Origin of the sequence: Pseudoalteromonas sp. P1-8, from assembly GCF_001399985.1 — a bacterium.
Lineage (GTDB): Bacteria > Pseudomonadota > Gammaproteobacteria > Enterobacterales > Alteromonadaceae > Pseudoalteromonas.
Genome location: NZ_LJSO01000010.1, coordinates 121,959 through 141,723 on the forward strand (window position 1 = coordinate 121,959; position 19,765 = coordinate 141,723).

Genomic DNA, 19,765 nt, shown 5'->3' on the forward strand with positions numbered 1-19,765 from the left:
GTGGAGAGACACGACATGGTAAAGCAGTGGTTTAAGTCTGGTTCTCCTTGGATTTGGATGACCGGCGGTGCGGTAAGCATCAGTTTAATCTCGGTTCTTGGCTTACTAGCCATGATTGCTTGGAAAGGTTTAAGCTTTTTCTGGCCATCAGAAGTAGTGCAATTTGAGCTGCAAGGCTCAGTTGAAAAACAAACAGTGATCGGTGAGATTTATGACCGTGAACTAGTTGCAAAATCACGTATTGAGGCGACGGGCGTTGATTTATCTCATTACGATAAAGAGCAACTAGAGCGTTTATTGATTAAAACAGGTAACCGTGAGTACGTAGCTCTAGATTTCCGTTGGGTACTAGAGACAGACATCACATCGCGTACTGCGCCAGCTGAGCTTGCTGTATTCGAGCGTAGTAAAAACGGTAACTTCTACGGTTATGTAGAACAGGTTATTAAAGACGGTGAAGTTATCACTGATAACAAAATCGACGTGCTTTATGATCTTGTAGACCGTGCTGTTGATCTGAATGACCAAGCGTTAGACTTACAAAATGGTGACATTGGTCATATTAACTATGAGCTTGAACGTTTACGCTTAAGAGAAAAAGCATACCAGCTTGATAACGAACTAACCGATGAGCGTGTTGCTGAGCTTGCACAAACTCGTGCTGAGTTACGTGCTGAATACACAGTATTAGAAAAGCAGTTATTCGCGCTTCGTAAACAAGCAAAGCGTGACCAAGTAACTGTAAGAGACATGCGCGGTGAAGTGGTTACTATACCTCTGTATCAAGTTCTTGATGTGTGGTTCCCTAATGACATGGGCTTCTTTGCTAAGCTTGGTCATTACTTTGTACAACTTGGTAAGTTTGTAGCAGATGACCCACGTGAAGCAAACACAGAAGGCGGTGTATTCCCAGCGATTTTCGGTACCGTGTTCATGGTATTACTAATGGCAGTGATTGTGACGCCGTTTGGTGTTGTTGCAGCTATTTACTTACATGAATACGCAGCAAAAAATGCCGTGACTAAGATGATCCGTATCGCGGTAATCAACCTTGCAGGTGTACCTTCGATTGTATACGGTGTATTTGGTCTAGGTTTCTTTGTATACATGCTAGGTGGCAGTATTGACCAATTGTTCTACCCTGAGTCATCGCCAAGCCCAGTATTTGGTACGCCAGGTGTGATTTGGTCTGCTTTAACGCTAGCAATTTTAACGCTTCCTGTTGTTATTGTTTCGACTGAAGAAGGTTTATCACGTATTCCAAGTACGGTTCGTCATGGTTCATTAGCACTTGGCGCAACAAAAGCAGAAACGCTATGGCGTATCATCATTCCGATGGCAAGCCCAGCGATTATGACAGGTTTAATCTTAGCGGTTGCACGTGCAGCCGGTGAAGTAGCACCACTAATGCTTGTTGGTGTTGTTAAGATGGCGCCAACACTGCCACTTGACGGTAACTTCCCATACATACATTTAGATAGAAAATTTATGCACTTAGGTTTCCACATTTACGATGTTGGTTTCCAAAGCCCTAACGTAGAAGCGGCACGTCCGCTGGTATATGCCACGGCATTCTTACTGGTATCAGTAATTATCGCCCTGAATATCACCGCGATTGGTATTCGTAACCACTTACGCGAAAAGTTTAGAGCTCTTGAGCATTAATACAGAATTTTTATAGGTAGACAGAGATGATTACAGTTGCACCACAAGTAAACCAAGCGAAAAGCGCGGCAAAGCTAGATTTAGATAACCTAACTGCAGAACAAACAGCGTTAGAGATTAAAAACTTAGATCTATACTACGGTGATAAACAAGCGCTTAGCGGCGTAAATATGAACATCCCGAAAGGTCAGGTAACAGCATTTATCGGTCCATCGGGTTGTGGTAAATCAACACTTTTACGTTGTATCAACCGTATGAACGACCTTGTTGATAGCTGTCGTATTGATGGTGAGATCTTACTACATGGTCACAATATCTATGATAAGAATGTAGATGTTGCTGCACTACGAAGAAATGTCGGGATGGTATTCCAACGTCCTAATCCATTTCCAAAATCAATCTACGAAAATGTAGTTTATGGCCTACGCTTACAAGGTATTAAAGAAAAGCGTAAACTAGACGAAGTGGTTGAACAATCTTTACGTGGCGCGGCATTATGGGATGAAGTTAAAGACCGTTTACACGATAGTGCATTTGGCCTATCGGGTGGTCAGCAACAGCGTCTTGTTATTGCTCGCTCAATTGCTATCGAGCCTGAAGTACTACTTCTGGATGAGCCTACATCGGCACTAGATCCAATTTCTACTTTAGTTATCGAAGAGCTAATTAACGACTTAAAGAATAAGTTTACCGTGGTAATCGTTACTCACAACATGCAACAGGCTGCTCGTGTATCAGACCAAACTGCGTTTATGTACATGGGTGAGTTGATTGAGTATTCAGATACCAATACGTTATTTACAACACCAAGCAAGAAGAAAACAGAAGACTACATTACAGGCCGTTACGGTTAGTCAATAAAGTCACTTGGTACCGTAAACGAAATTTATAGAGGTAGACAATGGAACATAATATCAATAAACACATTTCGGGCCGCTTTAATGAAGAGCTTGAAAATGTGCGTAACCATGTATTAAACATGGGTGGTTTAGTTGAGCAACAACTAAACAGTGCGCTGGATGCTGTTAGTAATGGTGATGCCGATCTTGCACAAAAAGTTCGTGAAAACGACTACAAAGTAAATGCAATGGAAGTGAACATCGACGAAGAATGCACACGCATTATCGCTCGTCGTCAGCCGGCAGCGAGTGACTTACGTCTTGTAATTGCTATTGCAAAAACAATTGCCGATTTAGAGCGTATTGGTGATGAAGCTGAGCGTATTGCTAAAGTTGCGCTGGACTCATTCACAAAAGATCAGCAAGACCTACTGGTGAACATTGAAAACATGGGTCGCCAAGTATCAAAAATGCTTCATGATGTACTTGATGCATTTGCACGTATGGATGTGCAATGTGCGTTTGAAGTACATAAAGAAGACGCCAAAGTTGACCGCGAATACGAAGCAATTACCCGTCAAATCATGACATATATGATGGAAGATCCACGCTCAATCCCGAAAATTATGGATTTAGTGTGGTCAGTTCGTTCATTAGAACGTATTGGCGACCGTTGCCAGAATATTGCTGAATACATCATCTATTTTGTTAACGGCAAAGATATTCGTCATACATCTCAAGAAGATATCGAAAAGTCGCTGTAAATTTAACCGCAACTTTTCATTATTAAACCGAGCGGCCTTAGGCCGCTTTGTCTATTATTGGTGATGTAAGGCAGAAAAAGCGTTCACAATCGAACACAATGCTGTAAAATTCGCAGCTGCCAAAGCATACTAATTTATAAAGGGTCAGTTATGCCTACAAATGCATTTTTAGGGGTTTTTGCTAAATCACCTATTAAGCCTATGGAAGATCACATTAAGAAAGTACATCAAGCCAGTAAAGCATTGATCCCTTTCTTTAATCACGTGTTTAAAGAAGAATGGCAAGAAGCGGAAGAAATCCGTCTAAACATTCGTAATTTAGAGCGTGAAGCTGATGAAATGAAACGTAACATCCGCCTTCAACTACCTCGTGGCTTATTCATGCCAGTTGAGCGTACCGATTTGCTAGAGCTTGTTACTCAACAAGACAAAATTGCTAACAAAGCAAAAGATATCGCAGGTCGTGTAGTTGGTCGTGAGATGATCATACCTACCGAAATCCAAACAGATTTCCTTGCTTATTTAACTCGTTGTGTTGATGCGACTAAACAAGCGTCAAAAGCAATCAATGAGCTAGATGAGCTGCTTGAAACGGGCTTCAAAGGTCGCGAAGTGACTTTAGTTGAAAAAATGCTCGTTGAATTGGACGCTATTGAACAAGACACGGATGACATGCAGATCAAAATTCGCCGTCAATTGCGCGCCATCGAAAATGAACTTAACCCTGTTGACGTGATGTTCTTATACAAGATCATTGAGTGGGTAGGCGAGCTTGCAGATATTGCAGAGCGCGTAGGTTCTCGTCTTGAGCTGATGTTAGCTCGTTAATTAAAAATCAGTTCAAACACGAAAAAAATTAAAGGTTCACACAATGGATATCATTGCAAATTACGGCACGTTATTGGTTTTAACTGCCGCCGCAGTCGGTTTCTTCATGGCTTATGGTATTGGTGCAAATGACGTTGCCAATGCGATGGGTACATCAGTAGGCTCAAAAGCACTTACAATTAAACAAGCAATCATCATCGCTATGGTGTTTGAATTCGCTGGCGCATACCTTGCCGGTGGTGAGGTTACATCTACAATCCGTAAAGGGATTATCGATGCCACGCCGTTTATGGACATACCTGAGTTAATGATACTAGGTATGATTGCCGCGTTATTCGCTGCAGGTAGCTGGTTATTAATTGCCTCTTTCTTAGGCTGGCCAGTATCTACGACTCACTCAATCATCGGTGCCATCATTGGTTTCGCATTAGTTGCAGTAGGTAGCGAAGCAATCCAATGGAACAAGGTAATGGGTATCGTAGGTAGCTGGATTGTTACCCCTGCTATCTCTGGTTTTATTGCTTACTTGATTTTCATGAGTGCGCAAAAGCTAATTTTTGACACTGATGCACCACTTAAAAATGCTAAGCGTTTCGTACCTATCTATATGGGTCTAGCGGGCTTCATCATGTCGCTTGTAACAATCAAGAAAGGCTTAAAGCACATTGGTATCAACTTAGGTGCTGTTGAAGGTTATGCCCTTTCTATCGCGATTGCTGTTGTAGTTGCTATCATCGGTAAGATTGCGATTGCTCGCCTTAAAATTGACCCTAAAGCTGACAAAGCAATGCAGTTCAACAACGTTGAGAAAGTGTTCGCAGTACTAATGGTACTAACGGCATGTTGTATGGCTTTCGCACACGGTTCAAACGACGTTGCTAACGCAATCGGTCCACTAGCTGCTGTTGTAAACATTGTTGAGCACAACGGTGAAATAGCTAAGAAAGCGGCTATCGCATGGTGGATTTTACCACTAGGTGGTTTAGGTATTGTTGCTGGTCTTGCTATTTTAGGTAAGAAAGTAATTAAAACAATCGGTGAAGGTATCACGCACTTAACACCAAGCCGTGGTTTTGCTGCTGAGCTTGCTGCTGCTTCTACAGTTGTTATCGCATCAGGTACTGGTTTACCTATTTCTACTACACAAACACTTGTAGGTGCGGTTTTAGGTGTAGGTATGGCACGCGGTATTGCAGCACTTAACATGGGTGTTGTAAGAAACATTGTAGTTTCTTGGGTAATTACATTGCCAGTTGGCGCAGCCCTTGCTATTGTTATTTTCTATGTACTGAGAACTGCCTTCGGGGTATAAAAAGTACTAAAAGACTTTTAGCTTGAAAAGATCTCAATGCCTTAGGTATTGGGGTCTTTTTATTTGCAGGTAGAGAATGAATAACTTACCAAGTATTAAACAACTACAGTATTTATTAGCAGTCCACCAACATCAACACTTTGGCCGCGCAGCAAGCGCCTGTTTTATCGGTCAATCAACCTTAAGTAGTGCAATTCAGAACTTAGAAGAAACCTTAGGTTGCCAGCTTATAGAGCGTGAAAACCGCAGCTTAATGTTTACCGCAATTGGTGAAGAGGTTGTCGAAAAAGCACGTAAGATTATTGACGACACCCTTAGCCTTAAAGAGCTGACAAAAAGCTTTTTAACGCCTTTAAGTGGCACACTCACGCTTGGTGTGATCCCAACGATTGCCAGCTTTATTGCTGCGCCTTTATATCATTTCTGCAAACAGACCTTTACCGAGTTAGAGTTAGTTTTGGTTGAAGACACCAGTGACAAGCTACTCGATAAACTTGAGCATGGCCAAATTGATATGGCATTACTTGCTTTACCTTATGACACTGAAAAGTTTCATACCCAAGTACTCGCTAAAGATCAGTTCAGCCTAGTGCACCATAAAGATTACACACCAGCAGATGGCGTGGAAGACTTTAACCTATTACCAGATGCGAGTGTGTTCTTACTAGAGCGTGAGCACTGTATGACAGGCCATGCGTTAAGTGCCTGCCATTTGAATCGCTCAAGCTGTATTAACCCATTTGAAGCGGCAAGCTTACATACCTTATTAAGTATGGTTGAACACCAGCTTGGTGTTACTTTCTTACCGCAAATGGCTATCAATGCCGGTATTTTAGATAAAAAAGATATGGTTGCTACGCCATCACAAGGCGATGCATACCGTGATATTGGCATTGTGTGGCGTAAAACCACAGGCCGGATCAGAGACTTTAGGCTGTTTAGTCAGCAGCTAGAGCTCTTTCTTAATAAGCAGTGTAGCTTAGACGGTCAATGCGACGAATAATAAAGAACCCCAAATAAAAAATATTTGGGGTTTTTTATTATTTAAGCAAACTATTTTTTTCCTTCCCTCGACTAACATAATAACAAAACCATTAAAGGCAGATCAGATGACGAGGCTAGCGTGTTTTTTCAATCCCTTGAGACACTAATTGCTAAAGCGCAACAGGGCAATAAACGGGCGTGGTTGAAATTAGTTAAGCAGCATGAAACACAGGTATATAACTATTGCCTAAGGATGTTAAGTCACCCTGATGATGCAATGGATTTAATGCAAGAAGTGTTTATTTCTGTTTATAAAAGCTTGCCGAGCTTTCGTGGTGAATCGAGTTTTAATACTTGGCTCTATCAAATTGTGCACCGGCGTAGTGTTGAATATTACCGCCGCCGTAAGCTGCATCAAGGTTTAGACGATATACCAGAAGAAAGCTGCGAGCATAGTGAGTTAGAAACCAATCAACTGCAATCTGAGCAGCATCATGAACTCAAAGCAATGATGAACAATTTACCCTGGGAGCAACGCTTGGTGGTGGAGTTAAAGTTTTTTCAGCACTGTACATTTGAAGAAATCGCTGAGCAATTAGGTATTTCGACCAATACAGCTAAATCAAGACTATACAGTGCGCTTGGTAAGTTAAAAGTGCATTTGGAGGCCGTAGATGGCTAATTTAGATTCATTATTTACCGCATGGTTAGAAGGCGAGAGCCTCACTGAAGAGCAGATTGCGTTGCTACAAGCCAATGCTGAGTATGCATCAATGATGAACAATGCAATGCAGTGGCAACAACAAAGTCAACATTATGAAACGGTACCTGTACCAAATTGGGATCGAGAGTCTACGATGCCTAAAGTGCAAAAACAAAGTCTGTTTTTTGGTGCTGGAATGTGGGCAGTGGCTGCTTCAATAGTATTTTGCGCATGGGTTTTTGTTAGTAATCCACAGCAAGGAAATCAGCAGTTACTTGAGCAAGTGGCCAAGCAAACCAATTTACTAGAGTCACAACAAAAGCAAATTGATCAGTTGCAAAACATTATTACTGCGCAAAACGAAGTGCAGCAACAACAGATGTACCAACTGGCCAAAGAAGCGATTAAAACCGGGCGAGTCGAGCGCCAAGAAGATATTGCCAGCGTACTTGCATATATCAAAACGCAGCGGGCCCAAGACCAAGCGTACTTACGTATGCAGTTAAATGATTTAGCAGAGCAAGTGGACGGCGGACCATTGCCAACCGTTGCCAACAATTTGGAGTATTAAGATGTCAAAATACAAATCAACTACGGCAGCCTTATTGCTTTGCACAGCAGTAAGCTTACAGGCACAAGCAAGTGATGAGTTAGATAAAATTCAGCGTGAAGTCGGGATCATGGAAAAAATCCTCTCAGCGGCGTTAAAACAAGATACCGATAACAAGGTAAGAAATGTGTCTTCGAGTTATTTGCAGCATCAAGGTGTGGTGTTTAGCTTTGATGTACGAGGCAGTTCGCGCTGGTCTACAGTGTTTGCCTCTGTACCCGATGCGCCGCTGCCACCTATGCCAGATATCGATTTTGAAGAACTAACTGAAATCGAAGTGTTAGGTGAACATGTGCAAGTGATCAGCGATGCAGTAGTCGTGAAAACGCAAGAAGCCTATCAGCAAGCTATGGAAGTGATGCGCGAAAGCGCAGAGCGAGTACGTGAAGTAGCTGAGCAAGAGCGCGATGTGAGCCGTGAAATCCGTGATCTTGAACGTGAAAAGCGCGACCTTGAATTTGACCGTCGTCATGATAAAGATGCCAAAGAGCAAGAGCTCGAAAAACGTAAACAAGCATTGCAAGCATCGATTAAAGAGCTTGAAAAGCAGCAGCAAAAGTTATCACAAAAGCAGCAACAAATGCGCAAAGAGTTAGCTGAGAAAAAACAAGCTCGTGTTAAAGAGCAAAAGCAACAGCTGGCTTCTTTAGCTAAGCGAGTAGATCAGAGCTTATCACTGACTTTGTGTGATTATGGGAGCGGTTTAAGAAATCTGCCTAACGATGAACATGTCAGCTTTATCATCCGTGGTGTTAGCGAAGGTAAAACTGAGCAAGTAAAAGTATTTAAAAAGTCAGACATTAAAAAGTGTGTGGTTGGCGATATAAAAGCCGCGCAATTACTCGAAAAAGCATCAACTTATAGTTTTTAAATTCTCCCAACTAAAAAAGCAGCCTAAAGTGGCTGCTTTTCATTCATTGAAAATGGTTTTAAGTCGGGTAAAAACAACAAGTAAACCCACACGACTAAGTTAAAGTAAGGTACTAAACCTAGCCCTGTAAATGTTTTTACCGGGTACCCCTTAAAGGTCGCATTACGGTAACATTGATACGCTATCCCTAGATTCACAATCAGCAACAAAACGATTAGTTGTGTCATCACTTTTCTCCTTTATACCGCTAATAGATGGACTTAACGATGTTAAGTCATACTCAGTATGTTTAATGTAATAAGTAATGTCATGTTTATTATAGATAATCACTATAAAAACACGACATTTTATCTTGCTGTGGATTTAAGTATAGATGAGTATTGTCAGTATGGAAGTTTAAAAACTAAGAAAAAATGTTTAAAAATGTATTAAATTTAGGCTTTTTAAGGCTAGATATTTGTTAGTTAAAAAGATTATTTTCAGATATTTTTTTCAGCTCGTCGCTAATTTTTTCAACCGGTACTGGGCGGGCAATAAAGTAGCCTTGACCATAGTCGATACCAATTTCTTTTAGCGCTAAGAATATTTCTTTGTTTTCAACATATTCAGCAACAGAGCGCTTATCAAGCGAACGGCTAATATCATTAATCGCTTTTACAAGCGCTAAATCGATTGGGTCGTTCAACATGTCGCGAACAAATGAACCATCAATTTTTACGTGTTGAGCCGGTAACTGTTTAAGGTAATTAAAGGTACTAAAGCCAGTACCAAAGTCATCAATAGAGAAGTGACAGCCTAAGCCATTCAAACGCTCGATCATGGCACGGGTTGCAACTAGGTTATTAATACTCGCAGACTCGGTGATCTCAAAAATAATGCGTGTTGGTTCAACATTGTATTCTTTTAAGCTCGATTCAATATGCGGCAGTAAGCGTTCATCTAAAAACGACTGTGCTGATAAGTTAATTGCTACTTGGTTAAGCTCTGGGTACTCGGCAACGCTCTTAATGGCATTACGAATAACACATTGGTCCATCAAGAAAGTATCGTTTAAAAGCTCTAAAGCAGGAATAAACTGATTAGGGTAGATAAGCTCATCATCAAGCTTTAAGCGTAATAGTGCTTCAAAGTAGGCGACGTGGCCGCGTTTAAAGTCCCAAATCGGTTGATAGTGCAGTTCGATAGCATCATGTTGTAATGCTTGGCGAATACTATGGCCCCATTCAAGACCGGCTTGTAAACTATTGTGATGACTATCTTCTTTTGAATAACAGTGTACTAAGTTACGGCCTAAGCTTTTTGCTACATAAAGGGCGATATCAGCTTGTTTTAAACACTCACTTGGGTCGTTATTTTGCTCGGTGATTTGTGTTAAACCAATTGAACAGCTAATTGAGTACTCTTGACCTTCTGAATGAAAGCGGTGCTTTTCAATCGCCATACAAATACTTTCTGCCACCAAGTGTGCATCGAGTAAGTTAGTATTTTTTAAGATCACGGCAAATTCATCACCACCGATGCGGCACACTAAGTGCTCATCACTAATATTCGCAGTGAATAACTGGGCAACTTCTTTTAAAACGATGTCACCTTGTTGGTGACCTTTACTGTCGTTGATGATTTTAAAGTGATCTAAATCGATATAAATCAGTGCGTGCTCTGTATCGTTACTGGTGTACTTGGCTTTACAAATACGTTGTAATTGTTGGTCAAAGTAATAACGGTTATGCAGCTCTGTGAGCGTATCGTGCAAGGCTAAGTGACGAAGTTGTAACTCTGCCTGTTTACGCTCATGAATGTTATCTATGGTGGCGGTAATAGTTGCTGAGTTTTGGCTGTTTTTAATCAGCTGTAAGCGACACTCAACCCAAATGGCATTGCCATTTTTATGTTTTAGTTGGATCTCTACCTGTTGCTGTTGCTCACCACCATGCAAAATACGCTGAATAGTATCTTGTAGCTTTGTTTTACACTCAGGTAAACAAAAGTCAGTTAATGACTTTGCTAAACTAGACTTAATGCCATAGCCCGTTAAATGCTCCCAAGCAGGGTTAATAAAGCGAATATTACCCTCTTGGTTAAACTCAAGTACCACAGTATTTAGGTGTAATAAAATACGTTGGTGGGCAGAAAACAGCTCTTTATAGCGGCTTTGACTTTGGCTTAGTTGTTCTACTTTTTGCGCAAACTCTGCATAGCTCACCATGAAATCTTCACGACGGGCAGCGTGGTCACACACTTTACTTAATAACGAGTGATCGTACGGGGCGCGAATAAAGTCAGTTACGCCAGATAGCAACAACTGCTCAGCATAATCTGCATCATTGTTATCAATGATGGTTACAATCGCTTGCTTTGGGTTGTGCTGTAGTATTTCGCTAATTAACCCAGCTGCGGTATCTGAATGAGATTCGGTGGCGTCAATCAATACAATGGCAAATTTTTGCTGCAGATAGGTCGCAAGTGCCGCTTTTGTTGAAGTGGTATGGGTTATCGCGAAGCTAAGTTTTAACTGTTCGCTGATATCTTCTGCTTTACGGTTATCTGTTTCAAGTAGTAATAAATTAAGGCGACTACTTTTCTCAAGGTGAGTTGATAATACGTTGGCTAGCACTTGCGGCAGCATATCTTGGCGTTCAAATGGAAGAACAGCATCAATGCCATAGCTGCGAGCCGTGGTTTCGGCTATACGTTCACAATAGATTGGTGGAGTAAGTAAAATTGGTGTGTTTTTTGGTGTTTTTAATAACCCTGAACGGATCATGCGCGAAAAGCGCCAACCATCAATCTTACCGACCTCAAGGCCTGTAATGATAATATCCACCGGGTGGCTTTTAAGAATTTTAAGCGCATCTTGAGAGTCACTGGCTTCGATAAACGTGAAGACATTAAGCTTGTTTAATGTGGTCTTAATTGTTTCACGCTCAGCAACGCTCGCGTTCAAAATTAGCAGCTTTAACTGCTTTGCCATGGCGCTACTACCTCTTACTTAACCCATGTTTAGTGAATAAGCTAGAATAATGACATTTTGCTTAATCTACAAGCAAACTTTACCCAAAAGCGGTTAATAAGTACTTAAGTTTGTAATCCTTTAAGCTAGTACCAAGTTGACGCAGGGCTTTGCTTGAGGTGGTGGGCGTATCAGAGTAAACTTGGCGCGTTTTTATTAATGAGAGATATGCTCTATGCGCGTAGCTGATTTTAGCTTTGACCTTCCTGATGAATTAATTGCTCGTTTTCCTAAAGCAGATCGAACTAGCAGTCGTTTACTGACGCTTGATGGCCCATCAGGCCAAGTTGAGCATAAAGTATTTAGTGATATTTTATCGCTCGTTAATGAAAATGACCTATTAATTTTCAATAACACCAAAGTGATCCCAGCTCGCATGTTCGGGCAAAAAGAGTCAGGCGGTAAGCTTGAGGTTTTAGTAGAACGTGTACTCGACGAGCATCGTGTGCTTGCGCATGTGCGAGCTAGTAAATCGCCAAAACCAGGCTCAAAAATCATTCTAGAAGGTAAAGCCGAAGCAATCATGGTTGCGCGTCATGGCGAGCTTTTCGAGCTTGAATTTGCCAAAGACGAAAATGTACTCGATATCCTAAACGACATCGGTCACATGCCATTACCACCTTATATTGACCGTCCTGATAACGAGTCAGATCGTGAGCGCTACCAAACGGTTTATGGTGAAAAGCCTGGTGCTGTAGCCGCGCCAACAGCTGGCCTGCATTTTGATGATAAATTAATGGCAGCCTTAAAAGACAAGGGCATTAACATGGCCTTTGTGACTTTGCACGTAGGTGCAGGTACTTTCCAGCCTGTTCGCGTTGACTCAGTTGATGAGCATGTTATGCACTCAGAGTACATCGAAGTACCAGATGAAGTGGTTAAAGCGGTAGCCGAAACTAAAGCAAAAGGTGGGCGTGTAATTGCTGTAGGTACTACCTCAGTTCGCTCACTGGAGTCAGCTGCTAAAGTGCACGGCGGCAAACTAGATACTTACTTTGGTGATACCGATATCTTTATTTACCCGGGTTATCAGTTCAATGTGGTTGATGCCATGGTGACAAATTTCCACTTACCTGAATCAACGTTAATCATGTTAGTCAGTGCCTTTGCAGGTCAAGAGAACATAATGGGTGCTTACCACACGGCTATTGAGCAGCAGTATCGCTTCTTTAGTTATGGTGATGCGATGTTCTTAACGCGCAAATAACAACATATCAGATTTTAAAGAGCCCAGTTTTTTAACTGGGCTTTTTATTTTCGAATTTAGCCCAATTTATAGTAATAAACCCGCAAACAGGGTAGAATCGAGCGGTTAAATTATAGCTTGTTGGACTGTTTTTCCGACACTGAGGATAATATGAAATTTGAATTAGACCGCACTGACGGTAAAGCGCGCCGCGGCCGCTTGATTTTTGAACGTGGTGTTGTAGAAACACCAGCATTTATGCCTGTAGGTACTTACGGTACTGTTAAAGGTATGACGCCTGACGAAGTGAAAGATACTGGTGCACAAATCTGCCTAGGTAACACTTTCCACTTAATGCTGCGTCCTGGCACAGAAATCATTAAGCAGCACGGTGACTTACATGACTTTATGAATTGGGATCGTCCAATTCTAACTGATTCAGGCGGTTTCCAAGTATTCAGCTTAGGCGCAATGCGTAAAATCACTGAAGAAGGCGTGATGTTCAGTTCACCAGTTAACGGTGAAAAAATCATGCTTTCGCCAGAAAAAGCGATGCAAGTTCAGCGTGATTTAGGTTCTGACATCGTGATGATTTTTGACGAATGTACACCATACCCTGCGACAGAAAAAGAAGCTAAAGATTCTATGGAGTTATCACTTCGTTGGGCTAAACGCTCAAAAGAAGGCCATGGCGATAACCCAGCTGCGCTATTTGGTATTATCCAAGGTGGTATGTACCCTGAGCTTCGTGCACAATCACAAAAAGGCCTAGAAGAAATTGGCTTTGATGGTTATGCATTAGGTGGTTTATCGGTTGGTGAACCGAAAAACGAGATGATCAATATTCTTGACCACTGTGCTTACAAAATGCCTGAAGACAAGCCTCGTTACTTAATGGGTGTTGGTAAACCAGAAGACTTAGTAGAAGCGGTTCGCCGTGGTATCGATATGTTTGACTGTGTAATGCCTACGCGTAATGCCCGTAACGGTCATTTATTTGTAACTGGCGGCATTGTTAAAATCCGTAATGCAGTACATAAAACAGACACCGGTCCACTGGATCCTGAGTGTGATTGTCATACGTGTAAAAACTATTCACGTGCATACTTGCATCATCTTGATAAATGTAATGAAATCTTAGGCGCGCGTCTAAACACGATTCACAACTTACGTTATTATCAACGCGTGATGGAAGGCTTACGTAATGCCATCAGTAATGGCAAACTAGACGAATTTGTTGCAGATTTTTATGCACGCCGCGGCCAAGATGTGCCAGAGCTTGCAGATACATCAGATTAAATTTTTAGAAAAATTAAAGAGGAAGTGAAATGAGTTTATTCATCTCAAACGCCCACGCAAGTGCGGCAGGTGCAGCACCAGCAGGTGGTGGCATGGAAATGCTAATCATGTTGGGTATTTTTGGTCTGGTATTTTATTTTTTAATCTACCGTCCACAAGCTAAGCGTGTAAAAGAGCATAAAGCACTAATGGGCGCAATGGCGAAAGGCGACGAAGTACTAACGCAAGGTGGTTTAGTAGGTAAGATTGCTAAAATCGCTGATGACAAAGACTTCATCGTGATTTCATTAAACGACCAAGCAGAAGTAACAGTACAAAAATCAGCTGTTTCTGCAGTATTGCCAAAAGGCACTATGAAGTCGCTATAACAATAAAAATAAGGACTCACACGTGTTAAACAAGTTTCCATTATGGAAGTATTTACTTGTTCTTGTAGTGTTAGTCGTTGGTATTTTATATGCCTCTCCAAATTTGTATGGCCGAGACCCGGCCATACAAGTATCGGGCACTAAAGGTACTGATGCTGACCTCAGCGTACTCGATAAAGTAAATGCGACTCTCAAAGAACATAACGTTACTGTTAAATCAAGCAAACTTGAAGACGGACAAATCCTCGTTCGTTTTAAGAATGTTGAAGACCAACTAAAAGCGCAAGATCTACTGCGTGATTCCCTTAGTGAAGATTATATCTCTGCAATCAATATGGCGCCTGCTCAACCAGAGTGGTTAAAGTCACTGGGTGGTAACCCAATGAAACTAGGCCTAGATTTAAGCGGTGGTGTTCACTTTACTATGGAAATCGACATGGCGACGGCGGTTGATACTCAGCTTGAGCAAATGGAACAAGATTTCAAAAGTGACTTACGTGAAGAAAAATTGCGTTATCGCACCATTCGCCGTGTAGCGAACAGCGAGCGATTACGTGTTGAAATGCGTAACGAAGAAGATAAAGACGCAGCAGAGCGTTTCTTATCAACACGTTACCCATTAAACGTTTACGTTGATGATAGCAGCAGCGACAATGCTTTTTATGCCAGCATGAGCGAGCAAAAGCTTAAAGAAATTCGTGACTACGCTATCAAACAAAATGAAACAATTATCCGTAACCGTATTAACCAAATCGGTGTTGCAGAGCCTAACGTACAGCGCCAAGGTGCTGAGCGTATCATTGTGCAACTTCCGGGTGTACAAGATACAGCGCGTGCTAAAGAGATTCTGGGTGCAACAGCAACACTAGAATTCCGCGAAGTTGATGAAAATGCAGATGCAAGTGCAGCCCTGCAAGGCCGTTTACCGCCAGGTACAGAAATGATCATGGCGCGTGAAGGTTATCCTGTGGTACTTAAGCAACGCATCATTCTTGAAGGTAGCCACATCACTGGCGCGCAATCAGGTATGGATGAGTATCAACGTCCACAAGTTAGCATTACGCTAGACAGCAAAGGTGGCGCAAAGATGAATGCGTTCACTAAGCGTGCTATCGGTAAACGCATGGCAACGGTATTCATTGAATACAAGCCATCAGGTAAAACAGATGAAAACGGAAAAGCACTTCCACCAATTAAAGTTGAAGAAGTGATTAACGTAGCGACGATTCAAGCGCGTCTTGATCGTTCATTCCGTATTACTGGTATCGATAACCCAGCTGAAGCACATAACCTAAGCCTATTACTTCGTGCCGGTGCACTTGTAGCGCCAATTCAAATCGTTGAAGAGCGCACGGTAGGTCCAAGCTTAGGTCAAGAAAACATTGAAGCAGGTATGACAGCGGTGGTGCTTGGTTTTGTGTTTGTACTTTTATTTATGCTTGTTTACTACAAAGGTTTCGGCATGGTGGCGAATATCGCACTGGGCGCAAACCTAGTATTAATTGTGGGTGTGATGTCGCTTATTCCAGGTGCAGCGTTAACGCTACCGGGTATTGCAGGTATCGTATTAACTGTAGGTATGGCCGTTGATGCCAACGTACTTATCTTCGAACGTATTCGTGAAGAACTTGCTGATGGCCGTAGTCCACAACAAGCCGTTCACTTTGGTTACGACAGCGCGTTTAGCACAATTTTAGATGCTAACATCACAACACTTATCGCAGCAGTGATCCTATTTGCAGTGGGTACTGGTCCTATTGCTGGTTTCGCAGTAACGCTAGCGATTGGTATTATCACCTCTATGTTTACAGCCATTGTTGGTACCCGTGCGGTAATCAACTTATTCATTGGCGGTAAGCGTATTGATAAGTTGTCGATTTAGGAGTCAGCATGCAAATTTTAAAACTCGGTGGTAAAACACTCCCGTTTATGAAGTTAAGAAAGTTTGCCATGGCACTATCAACCTTGTTGATATTGGCTTCTTTCGTGTCGTTTTTTACTAAAGGCTTGAATTTTGGTCTTGACTTCACTGGCGGTACAGCTGTTGAGGTAGGCTTTACACAAGCACCTGATCTTAAAGACGTTCGTGATGCAATCACTGAAAGTGGCTTTGAAGATTTCTCGGTGCAACTGTTTGGCTCAAGTAAAGAAATTTTAGTGCGTCTTGCTCCGCAAGGTCCTGGCGTAAAAGCAGAAGTAATTGGTAACCAAATCATTACGGCATTACAAAAAGTAGAGTCGACAGTAGAAATGCGTCGTATCGAATTTGTTGGCCCAAGTGTTGGTGAAGATCTAAAAGAGCAGGGTGGCCTTGCCATGTTAACTGCGCTTATCTGTATCTTAATTTACGTTGCGTTTCGTTTTGAATGGCGTTTTGCGATCGGTGCTGTATCGGCACTATTACACGACGTTATCATCACACTAGGCTTATTCTCAGTACTTGGCCTAGAGTTTGACTTAACGATTCTTGCGGCGATTTTGGCGGTAATAGGTTACTCCCTGAACGATACCATCGTTGTATCTGACCGTATCCGTGAAAACTTCCGTAAAGTGCGTATTGATGACACGATTGAAATTATCGATATTTCATTAACGCAAACGTTAAACCGTACCCTAGTAACATCAATCACCACTATCCTAGTATTGATTGCATTATTTGGTTGGGGTGGTCAAACGATCCACGGTTTCGCAACTGCATTACTATTTGGTGTGTTCATCGGTACTTATTCATCTGTTTATGTTGCTTCAGCTGTAGCAATTGCAATGGGTGTAAGTAAAGAAGACTTAATTCCAGAAGTAATTGAAAAAGAAGGTGCGGATCTCGATCCAATGCCTTAATAAGTGATACAAAAAGAAACCGCCCTAATTAGGGCGGTTTTTTTATGGGAGAAATTATGAAACACCTGATGTTTAGCGTGTTTGTACTTTTAATGCTTAGTGCTTGTGACGATAAGCCTGAGCCAGAACAGACAGAAATGCAGCAAACACCTGAAGTAACACTTCAGCAGCAGTTCGACAGCTATAAAGGGTTGGCTTGGCAAGTTGTAGAAGCACTACAAAACCAATCAACTGCTCAGCAATTACAAGACTTGACGCTTAAGCTAATTACTTCATCAACAGGCTTGTTTTTGAATCTAAAAGCACAGTTGCCAGAGTGTGAGGCAAGCTTGCAAGCGATGGCAGAAGCTACAGAGTTTCAGCAACAACAAAGTGATGATACAGAGGCGTTGAAGAATGTAATAACAATTAATGTAGAGCCTGAACTACCTGAGTTTGCAGCACCAAGCTGTTATCACGCACAAAAGTTATTACTTAATCCGCTCGCAGTTTATAAATTTGCGGAACAAGCTGATTTAGCACAGAGTGATTACCAAAAAGCTAAATTAAAAATGACAGATAGTTTTGCCCGGATTAAGCAACTTGAGCTGATCACCGCTATTGAGTAATCTGCACTCGTCATAGCCTTGCCATAAAATTGTCATACAAGGTTGATAATTTACCCACCTATTTGTATTACTAACGCTAGGTGTAAGGTGAACGCACAACTACAGCAGATCTTAGATAACAGTGCAATTGAGACCTTGTTTCAACCTATCTTTGATATTTCTAATCAACATATTTTGGGTTATGAGGCATTAAGCCGCGGCCCGAAAGGGTCTGAGTTAGAAATGCCGAGTGCATTATTCAGTGCAGCTATTGCTTGCCATAAGATCTCTGAATTAGAGCTACTTTGCCGCAGTAGAGCAATTGAGAACTTTGTAAAACTCAATCTAGAAGGCAAGCTATTTTTAAATGTAAGCCCTAAAACCTTACTTGATCCTTGCCATCCTAAAGGTGAAACATTACATCTAGTTGAACACTTTGGCCTTGCAACTAACCGGGTAGTTATTGAGGTTACAGAACAAGAAAAAGTCGATGATGGCTTCTTATTGTTAAAGACCATTGCTCATTATCGTGAGTTAGGCTTTTCGATTGCCATTGATGACTTAGGGGCTGGCTATTCGGGTTTAAAGCAGTGGTCTGAGTTATGTCCTGAGTTTGTAAAAATAGACCGCTACTTTATTGATCACTGCGATCAGAGTGTGGTTAAAAAAGAGTTTTTAAAGTCAATTATAGAGCTTGCAAAAGCCACCAATACGCAAGTTATCGCAGAGGGCATAGAGCGGGCAGAGGAGCTTCGTTTACTCGAAAGTTTAGGCGTACAACATGCACAAGGCTTTTTACTCGAAAGGCCGAGCTTACAGCCAAGTTACGAAATTAATATTCACTGCTTAAAGCACTTAGAGTCATCAGATAATAGCAATACTTTTGAGCAGTCTATGGCGATTGGCTGGTTGGCAGTCGAGCACGCCAGCATTGAAGCAACAACCCGCTGTAAAGACGCTCACAGTATCTTTGAGCAAGATAAAAGCTTAACGAGCTTGGCAGTACTTGAACACAATATTCCTGTTGGTTTATTACACCGAGATCAACTCACTGAAGTGTTTGCCGCTCCCTATGGCCATGCACTTTATGATAAGCAGCCAGTTACTTCTTTAATGGATAAACAGCCGTTAATCGTTGACGAAAACGAGTTACTCGATACGGTGAGTCAGCAAATTACTGAGTTTGAGTTTGATATTCGACGCCACATTGTTATCACCCGAAGTAGTGAATACTTAGGGTTGGCACCCCTGCGTAATATCTTAAAACACATTACCGAAGAAAAAATCCGCCACGCACAACATGCCAACCCGCTTACTATGCTGCCGGGTAATGTCGCGATTAACGAAGCAATTGAGCTGAGACTTCGTAATAATTATCCGTTCTCACTCGCATACGTAGATTTAAACCACTTTAAACAATTCAATGACCTGTACGGTTATGCCAGTGGTGACAGCGTTATAAAATTACTTGCAGAAGTCATCGTAGAGGCCTGTAGCACTAGCAAGGGGTTTATCGGGCACATTGGCGGTGATGACTTTATGGTGGTGTTTGATAAAAATGATGCAGAGCAAGTTTGTCATGACATCATTAGTAAGTTTGAGCTGCAGTCTCGCACCTTTTTCACCCCAGAACATATTGAGCAAGGGGGTTATTGGGCAAGCAATCGAGAAGGTAAAAAGCAGTTTGTGCCACTACTTACATTATCAATCGGTTTAGTTAAGCCTGATTTAGAGTTATGTATTAACAGCCACCAAGTCGCAGCGCTGGCAACAGATGCGAAAAAAGAGGCCAAGCGTTATCAGAGTAGCCACTTGTTTGTATGTAAACGTAGTCGACCAGCCCCTGCAGTGGTGCGTTTAAGCAGCCAAAAAGATGAAGTGATATCTATCAGTTCATGAAG

General features: G+C 41.8%; 18 protein-coding genes. 16 read left to right on the forward strand and 2 right to left on the reverse strand.

The features are described from left to right. The first annotated feature begins 15 nt into the window (after positions 1-15). The 9 genes from pstA (at position 16) to AN213_RS14710 (ending at position 8,576) form a co-directional block, all read left to right on the forward strand. Entirely contained in the window at positions 16-1,665 is a 1,650-nt protein-coding gene (pstA, locus tag AN213_RS14670; RefSeq protein WP_054563527.1) for a phosphate ABC transporter permease PstA, read from the forward strand. Positions 1,666-1,691: 26 nt separating this feature from the next. After that, positions 1,692-2,519 carry a phosphate ABC transporter ATP-binding protein PstB gene (gene pstB / locus AN213_RS14675; RefSeq protein WP_054552475.1) on the forward strand — a complete coding sequence of 276 codons (828 nt, stop codon included), beginning with the start codon at positions 1,692-1,694 and terminating at the stop codon, positions 2,517-2,519. 47 nt (positions 2,520-2,566) lie between these two features. Beyond that, positions 2,567-3,268 carry a phosphate signaling complex protein PhoU gene (phoU, locus tag AN213_RS14680; RefSeq protein WP_054563528.1) on the forward strand — a complete coding sequence of 234 codons (702 nt, stop codon included), beginning with the start codon at positions 2,567-2,569 and terminating at the stop codon, positions 3,266-3,268. Positions 3,269-3,418: 150 nt separating this feature from the next. After that, on the forward strand, positions 3,419-4,096 hold the full coding sequence (locus AN213_RS14685) for a TIGR00153 family protein (protein WP_054563529.1): 678 nt from the start codon (positions 3,419-3,421) through the stop codon (positions 4,094-4,096). A gap of 43 nt (positions 4,097-4,139) precedes the next feature. Next, entirely contained in the window at positions 4,140-5,408 is a 1,269-nt protein-coding gene (locus AN213_RS14690; protein ID WP_054563530.1) for an inorganic phosphate transporter, read from the forward strand. A 76-nt stretch (positions 5,409-5,484) separates the two neighbouring features. Next, a complete protein-coding gene (locus tag AN213_RS14695) occupies positions 5,485-6,411 on the forward strand; it encodes a hydrogen peroxide-inducible genes activator (protein ID WP_054563531.1) in 927 nt (308 codons plus the stop codon). A gap of 120 nt (positions 6,412-6,531) precedes the next feature. Further along, on the forward strand, positions 6,532-7,074 hold the full coding sequence (locus tag AN213_RS14700) for an RNA polymerase sigma factor (protein ID WP_054552480.1): 543 nt from the start codon (positions 6,532-6,534) through the stop codon (positions 7,072-7,074). Further along, complete coding sequence (locus tag AN213_RS14705; protein ID WP_055198968.1) at positions 7,067-7,666, forward strand: hypothetical protein; 600 nt, start codon at positions 7,067-7,069, stop codon at positions 7,664-7,666. The genes AN213_RS14700 and AN213_RS14705 overlap by 8 nt, the downstream gene beginning before the upstream one ends. 1 nt (position 7,667) lies before the next feature. Beyond that, positions 7,668-8,576, forward strand: coding sequence for a hypothetical protein (locus AN213_RS14710; protein WP_055198969.1), 909 nt, complete (start codon positions 7,668-7,670; stop codon positions 8,574-8,576). 23 nt (positions 8,577-8,599) lie between these two features. Here AN213_RS14710 and AN213_RS14715 read toward each other — a convergent pair whose 3' ends face one another. Further along, positions 8,600-8,803 (reverse strand): hypothetical protein, encoded by a 204-nt coding sequence (locus tag AN213_RS14715; RefSeq protein WP_054563535.1) that lies wholly within the window; start codon positions 8,801-8,803, stop codon positions 8,600-8,602. A 233-nt stretch (positions 8,804-9,036) separates the two neighbouring features. After that, the gene (locus tag AN213_RS14720) at positions 9,037-11,547 is read right to left on the reverse strand and encodes an EAL domain-containing protein (protein WP_055198970.1); all 2,511 of its coding nucleotides are present in this window, start codon (positions 11,545-11,547) and stop codon (positions 9,037-9,039) included. Between the two features lie 214 nt (positions 11,548-11,761). On the opposite strand from AN213_RS14720, the gene queA reads away from it, so the two are divergent. The 7 genes from queA (at position 11,762) to AN213_RS14755 (ending at position 19,763) form a co-directional block, all read left to right on the forward strand. Beyond that, on the forward strand, positions 11,762-12,793 hold the full coding sequence (gene queA / locus AN213_RS14725; protein WP_054563537.1) for a tRNA preQ1(34) S-adenosylmethionine ribosyltransferase-isomerase QueA: 1,032 nt from the start codon (positions 11,762-11,764) through the stop codon (positions 12,791-12,793). Positions 12,794-12,943: 150 nt separating this feature from the next. Next, the gene (tgt, locus tag AN213_RS14730; protein ID WP_054563538.1) at positions 12,944-14,071 is read left to right on the forward strand and encodes a tRNA guanosine(34) transglycosylase Tgt; all 1,128 of its coding nucleotides are present in this window, start codon (positions 12,944-12,946) and stop codon (positions 14,069-14,071) included. 29 nt (positions 14,072-14,100) lie between these two features. After that, complete coding sequence (yajC, locus tag AN213_RS14735; protein ID WP_054563539.1) at positions 14,101-14,439, forward strand: preprotein translocase subunit YajC; 339 nt, start codon at positions 14,101-14,103, stop codon at positions 14,437-14,439. 22 nt (positions 14,440-14,461) lie between these two features. Then, a complete protein-coding gene (gene secD, locus AN213_RS14740) occupies positions 14,462-16,321 on the forward strand; it encodes a protein translocase subunit SecD (RefSeq protein WP_054563540.1) in 1,860 nt (619 codons plus the stop codon). An 8-nt stretch (positions 16,322-16,329) separates the two neighbouring features. Next, complete coding sequence (secF, locus tag AN213_RS14745) at positions 16,330-17,277, forward strand: protein translocase subunit SecF (protein WP_054563541.1); 948 nt, start codon at positions 16,330-16,332, stop codon at positions 17,275-17,277. Between the two features lie 56 nt (positions 17,278-17,333). Next, positions 17,334-17,885: a hypothetical protein gene (locus AN213_RS14750; RefSeq protein ID WP_055198971.1), complete on the forward strand. Its 552-nt coding sequence runs from the start codon at positions 17,334-17,336 to the stop codon at positions 17,883-17,885. A gap of 87 nt (positions 17,886-17,972) precedes the next feature. Then, entirely contained in the window at positions 17,973-19,763 is a 1,791-nt protein-coding gene (locus tag AN213_RS14755) for a GGDEF domain-containing protein (protein WP_055198972.1), read from the forward strand. Positions 19,764-19,765: the final 2 nt, after the last annotated feature.

What these genes read in the sequence shown, in the direction of transcription:
- queA (WP_054563537.1), top strand. Translation starts at nt 11,762, where the DNA reads ATGCGCGTAGCTGATTTTAGCTTTGACCTTCCTGATGAATTAATTGCT.
- pstA (WP_054563527.1), top strand. Translation starts at nt 16, where the DNA reads ATGGTAAAGCAGTGGTTTAAGTCTGGTTCTCCTTGGATTTGGATGACC.
- phoU (WP_054563528.1), top strand. Translation starts at nt 2,567, where the DNA reads ATGGAACATAATATCAATAAACACATTTCGGGCCGCTTTAATGAAGAG.
- AN213_RS14705 (WP_055198968.1), top strand. Translation starts at nt 7,067, where the DNA reads ATGGCTAATTTAGATTCATTATTTACCGCATGGTTAGAAGGCGAGAGC.
- AN213_RS14710 (WP_055198969.1), top strand. Translation starts at nt 7,668, where the DNA reads ATGTCAAAATACAAATCAACTACGGCAGCCTTATTGCTTTGCACAGCA.
- AN213_RS14720 (WP_055198970.1), bottom strand. Translation starts at nt 11,547, where the DNA reads ATGGCAAAGCAGTTAAAGCTGCTAATTTTGAACGCGAGCGTTGCTGAG.
- AN213_RS14750 (WP_055198971.1), top strand. Translation starts at nt 17,334, where the DNA reads ATGAAACACCTGATGTTTAGCGTGTTTGTACTTTTAATGCTTAGTGCT.
- tgt (WP_054563538.1), top strand. Translation starts at nt 12,944, where the DNA reads ATGAAATTTGAATTAGACCGCACTGACGGTAAAGCGCGCCGCGGCCGC.
- pstB (WP_054552475.1), top strand. Translation starts at nt 1,692, where the DNA reads ATGATTACAGTTGCACCACAAGTAAACCAAGCGAAAAGCGCGGCAAAG.
- AN213_RS14685 (WP_054563529.1), top strand. Translation starts at nt 3,419, where the DNA reads ATGCCTACAAATGCATTTTTAGGGGTTTTTGCTAAATCACCTATTAAG.
- AN213_RS14695 (WP_054563531.1), top strand. Translation starts at nt 5,485, where the DNA reads ATGAATAACTTACCAAGTATTAAACAACTACAGTATTTATTAGCAGTC.
- AN213_RS14690 (WP_054563530.1), top strand. Translation starts at nt 4,140, where the DNA reads ATGGATATCATTGCAAATTACGGCACGTTATTGGTTTTAACTGCCGCC.
- secF (WP_054563541.1), top strand. Translation starts at nt 16,330, where the DNA reads ATGCAAATTTTAAAACTCGGTGGTAAAACACTCCCGTTTATGAAGTTA.
- yajC (WP_054563539.1), top strand. Translation starts at nt 14,101, where the DNA reads ATGAGTTTATTCATCTCAAACGCCCACGCAAGTGCGGCAGGTGCAGCA.
- AN213_RS14715 (WP_054563535.1), bottom strand. Translation starts at nt 8,803, where the DNA reads ATGACACAACTAATCGTTTTGTTGCTGATTGTGAATCTAGGGATAGCG.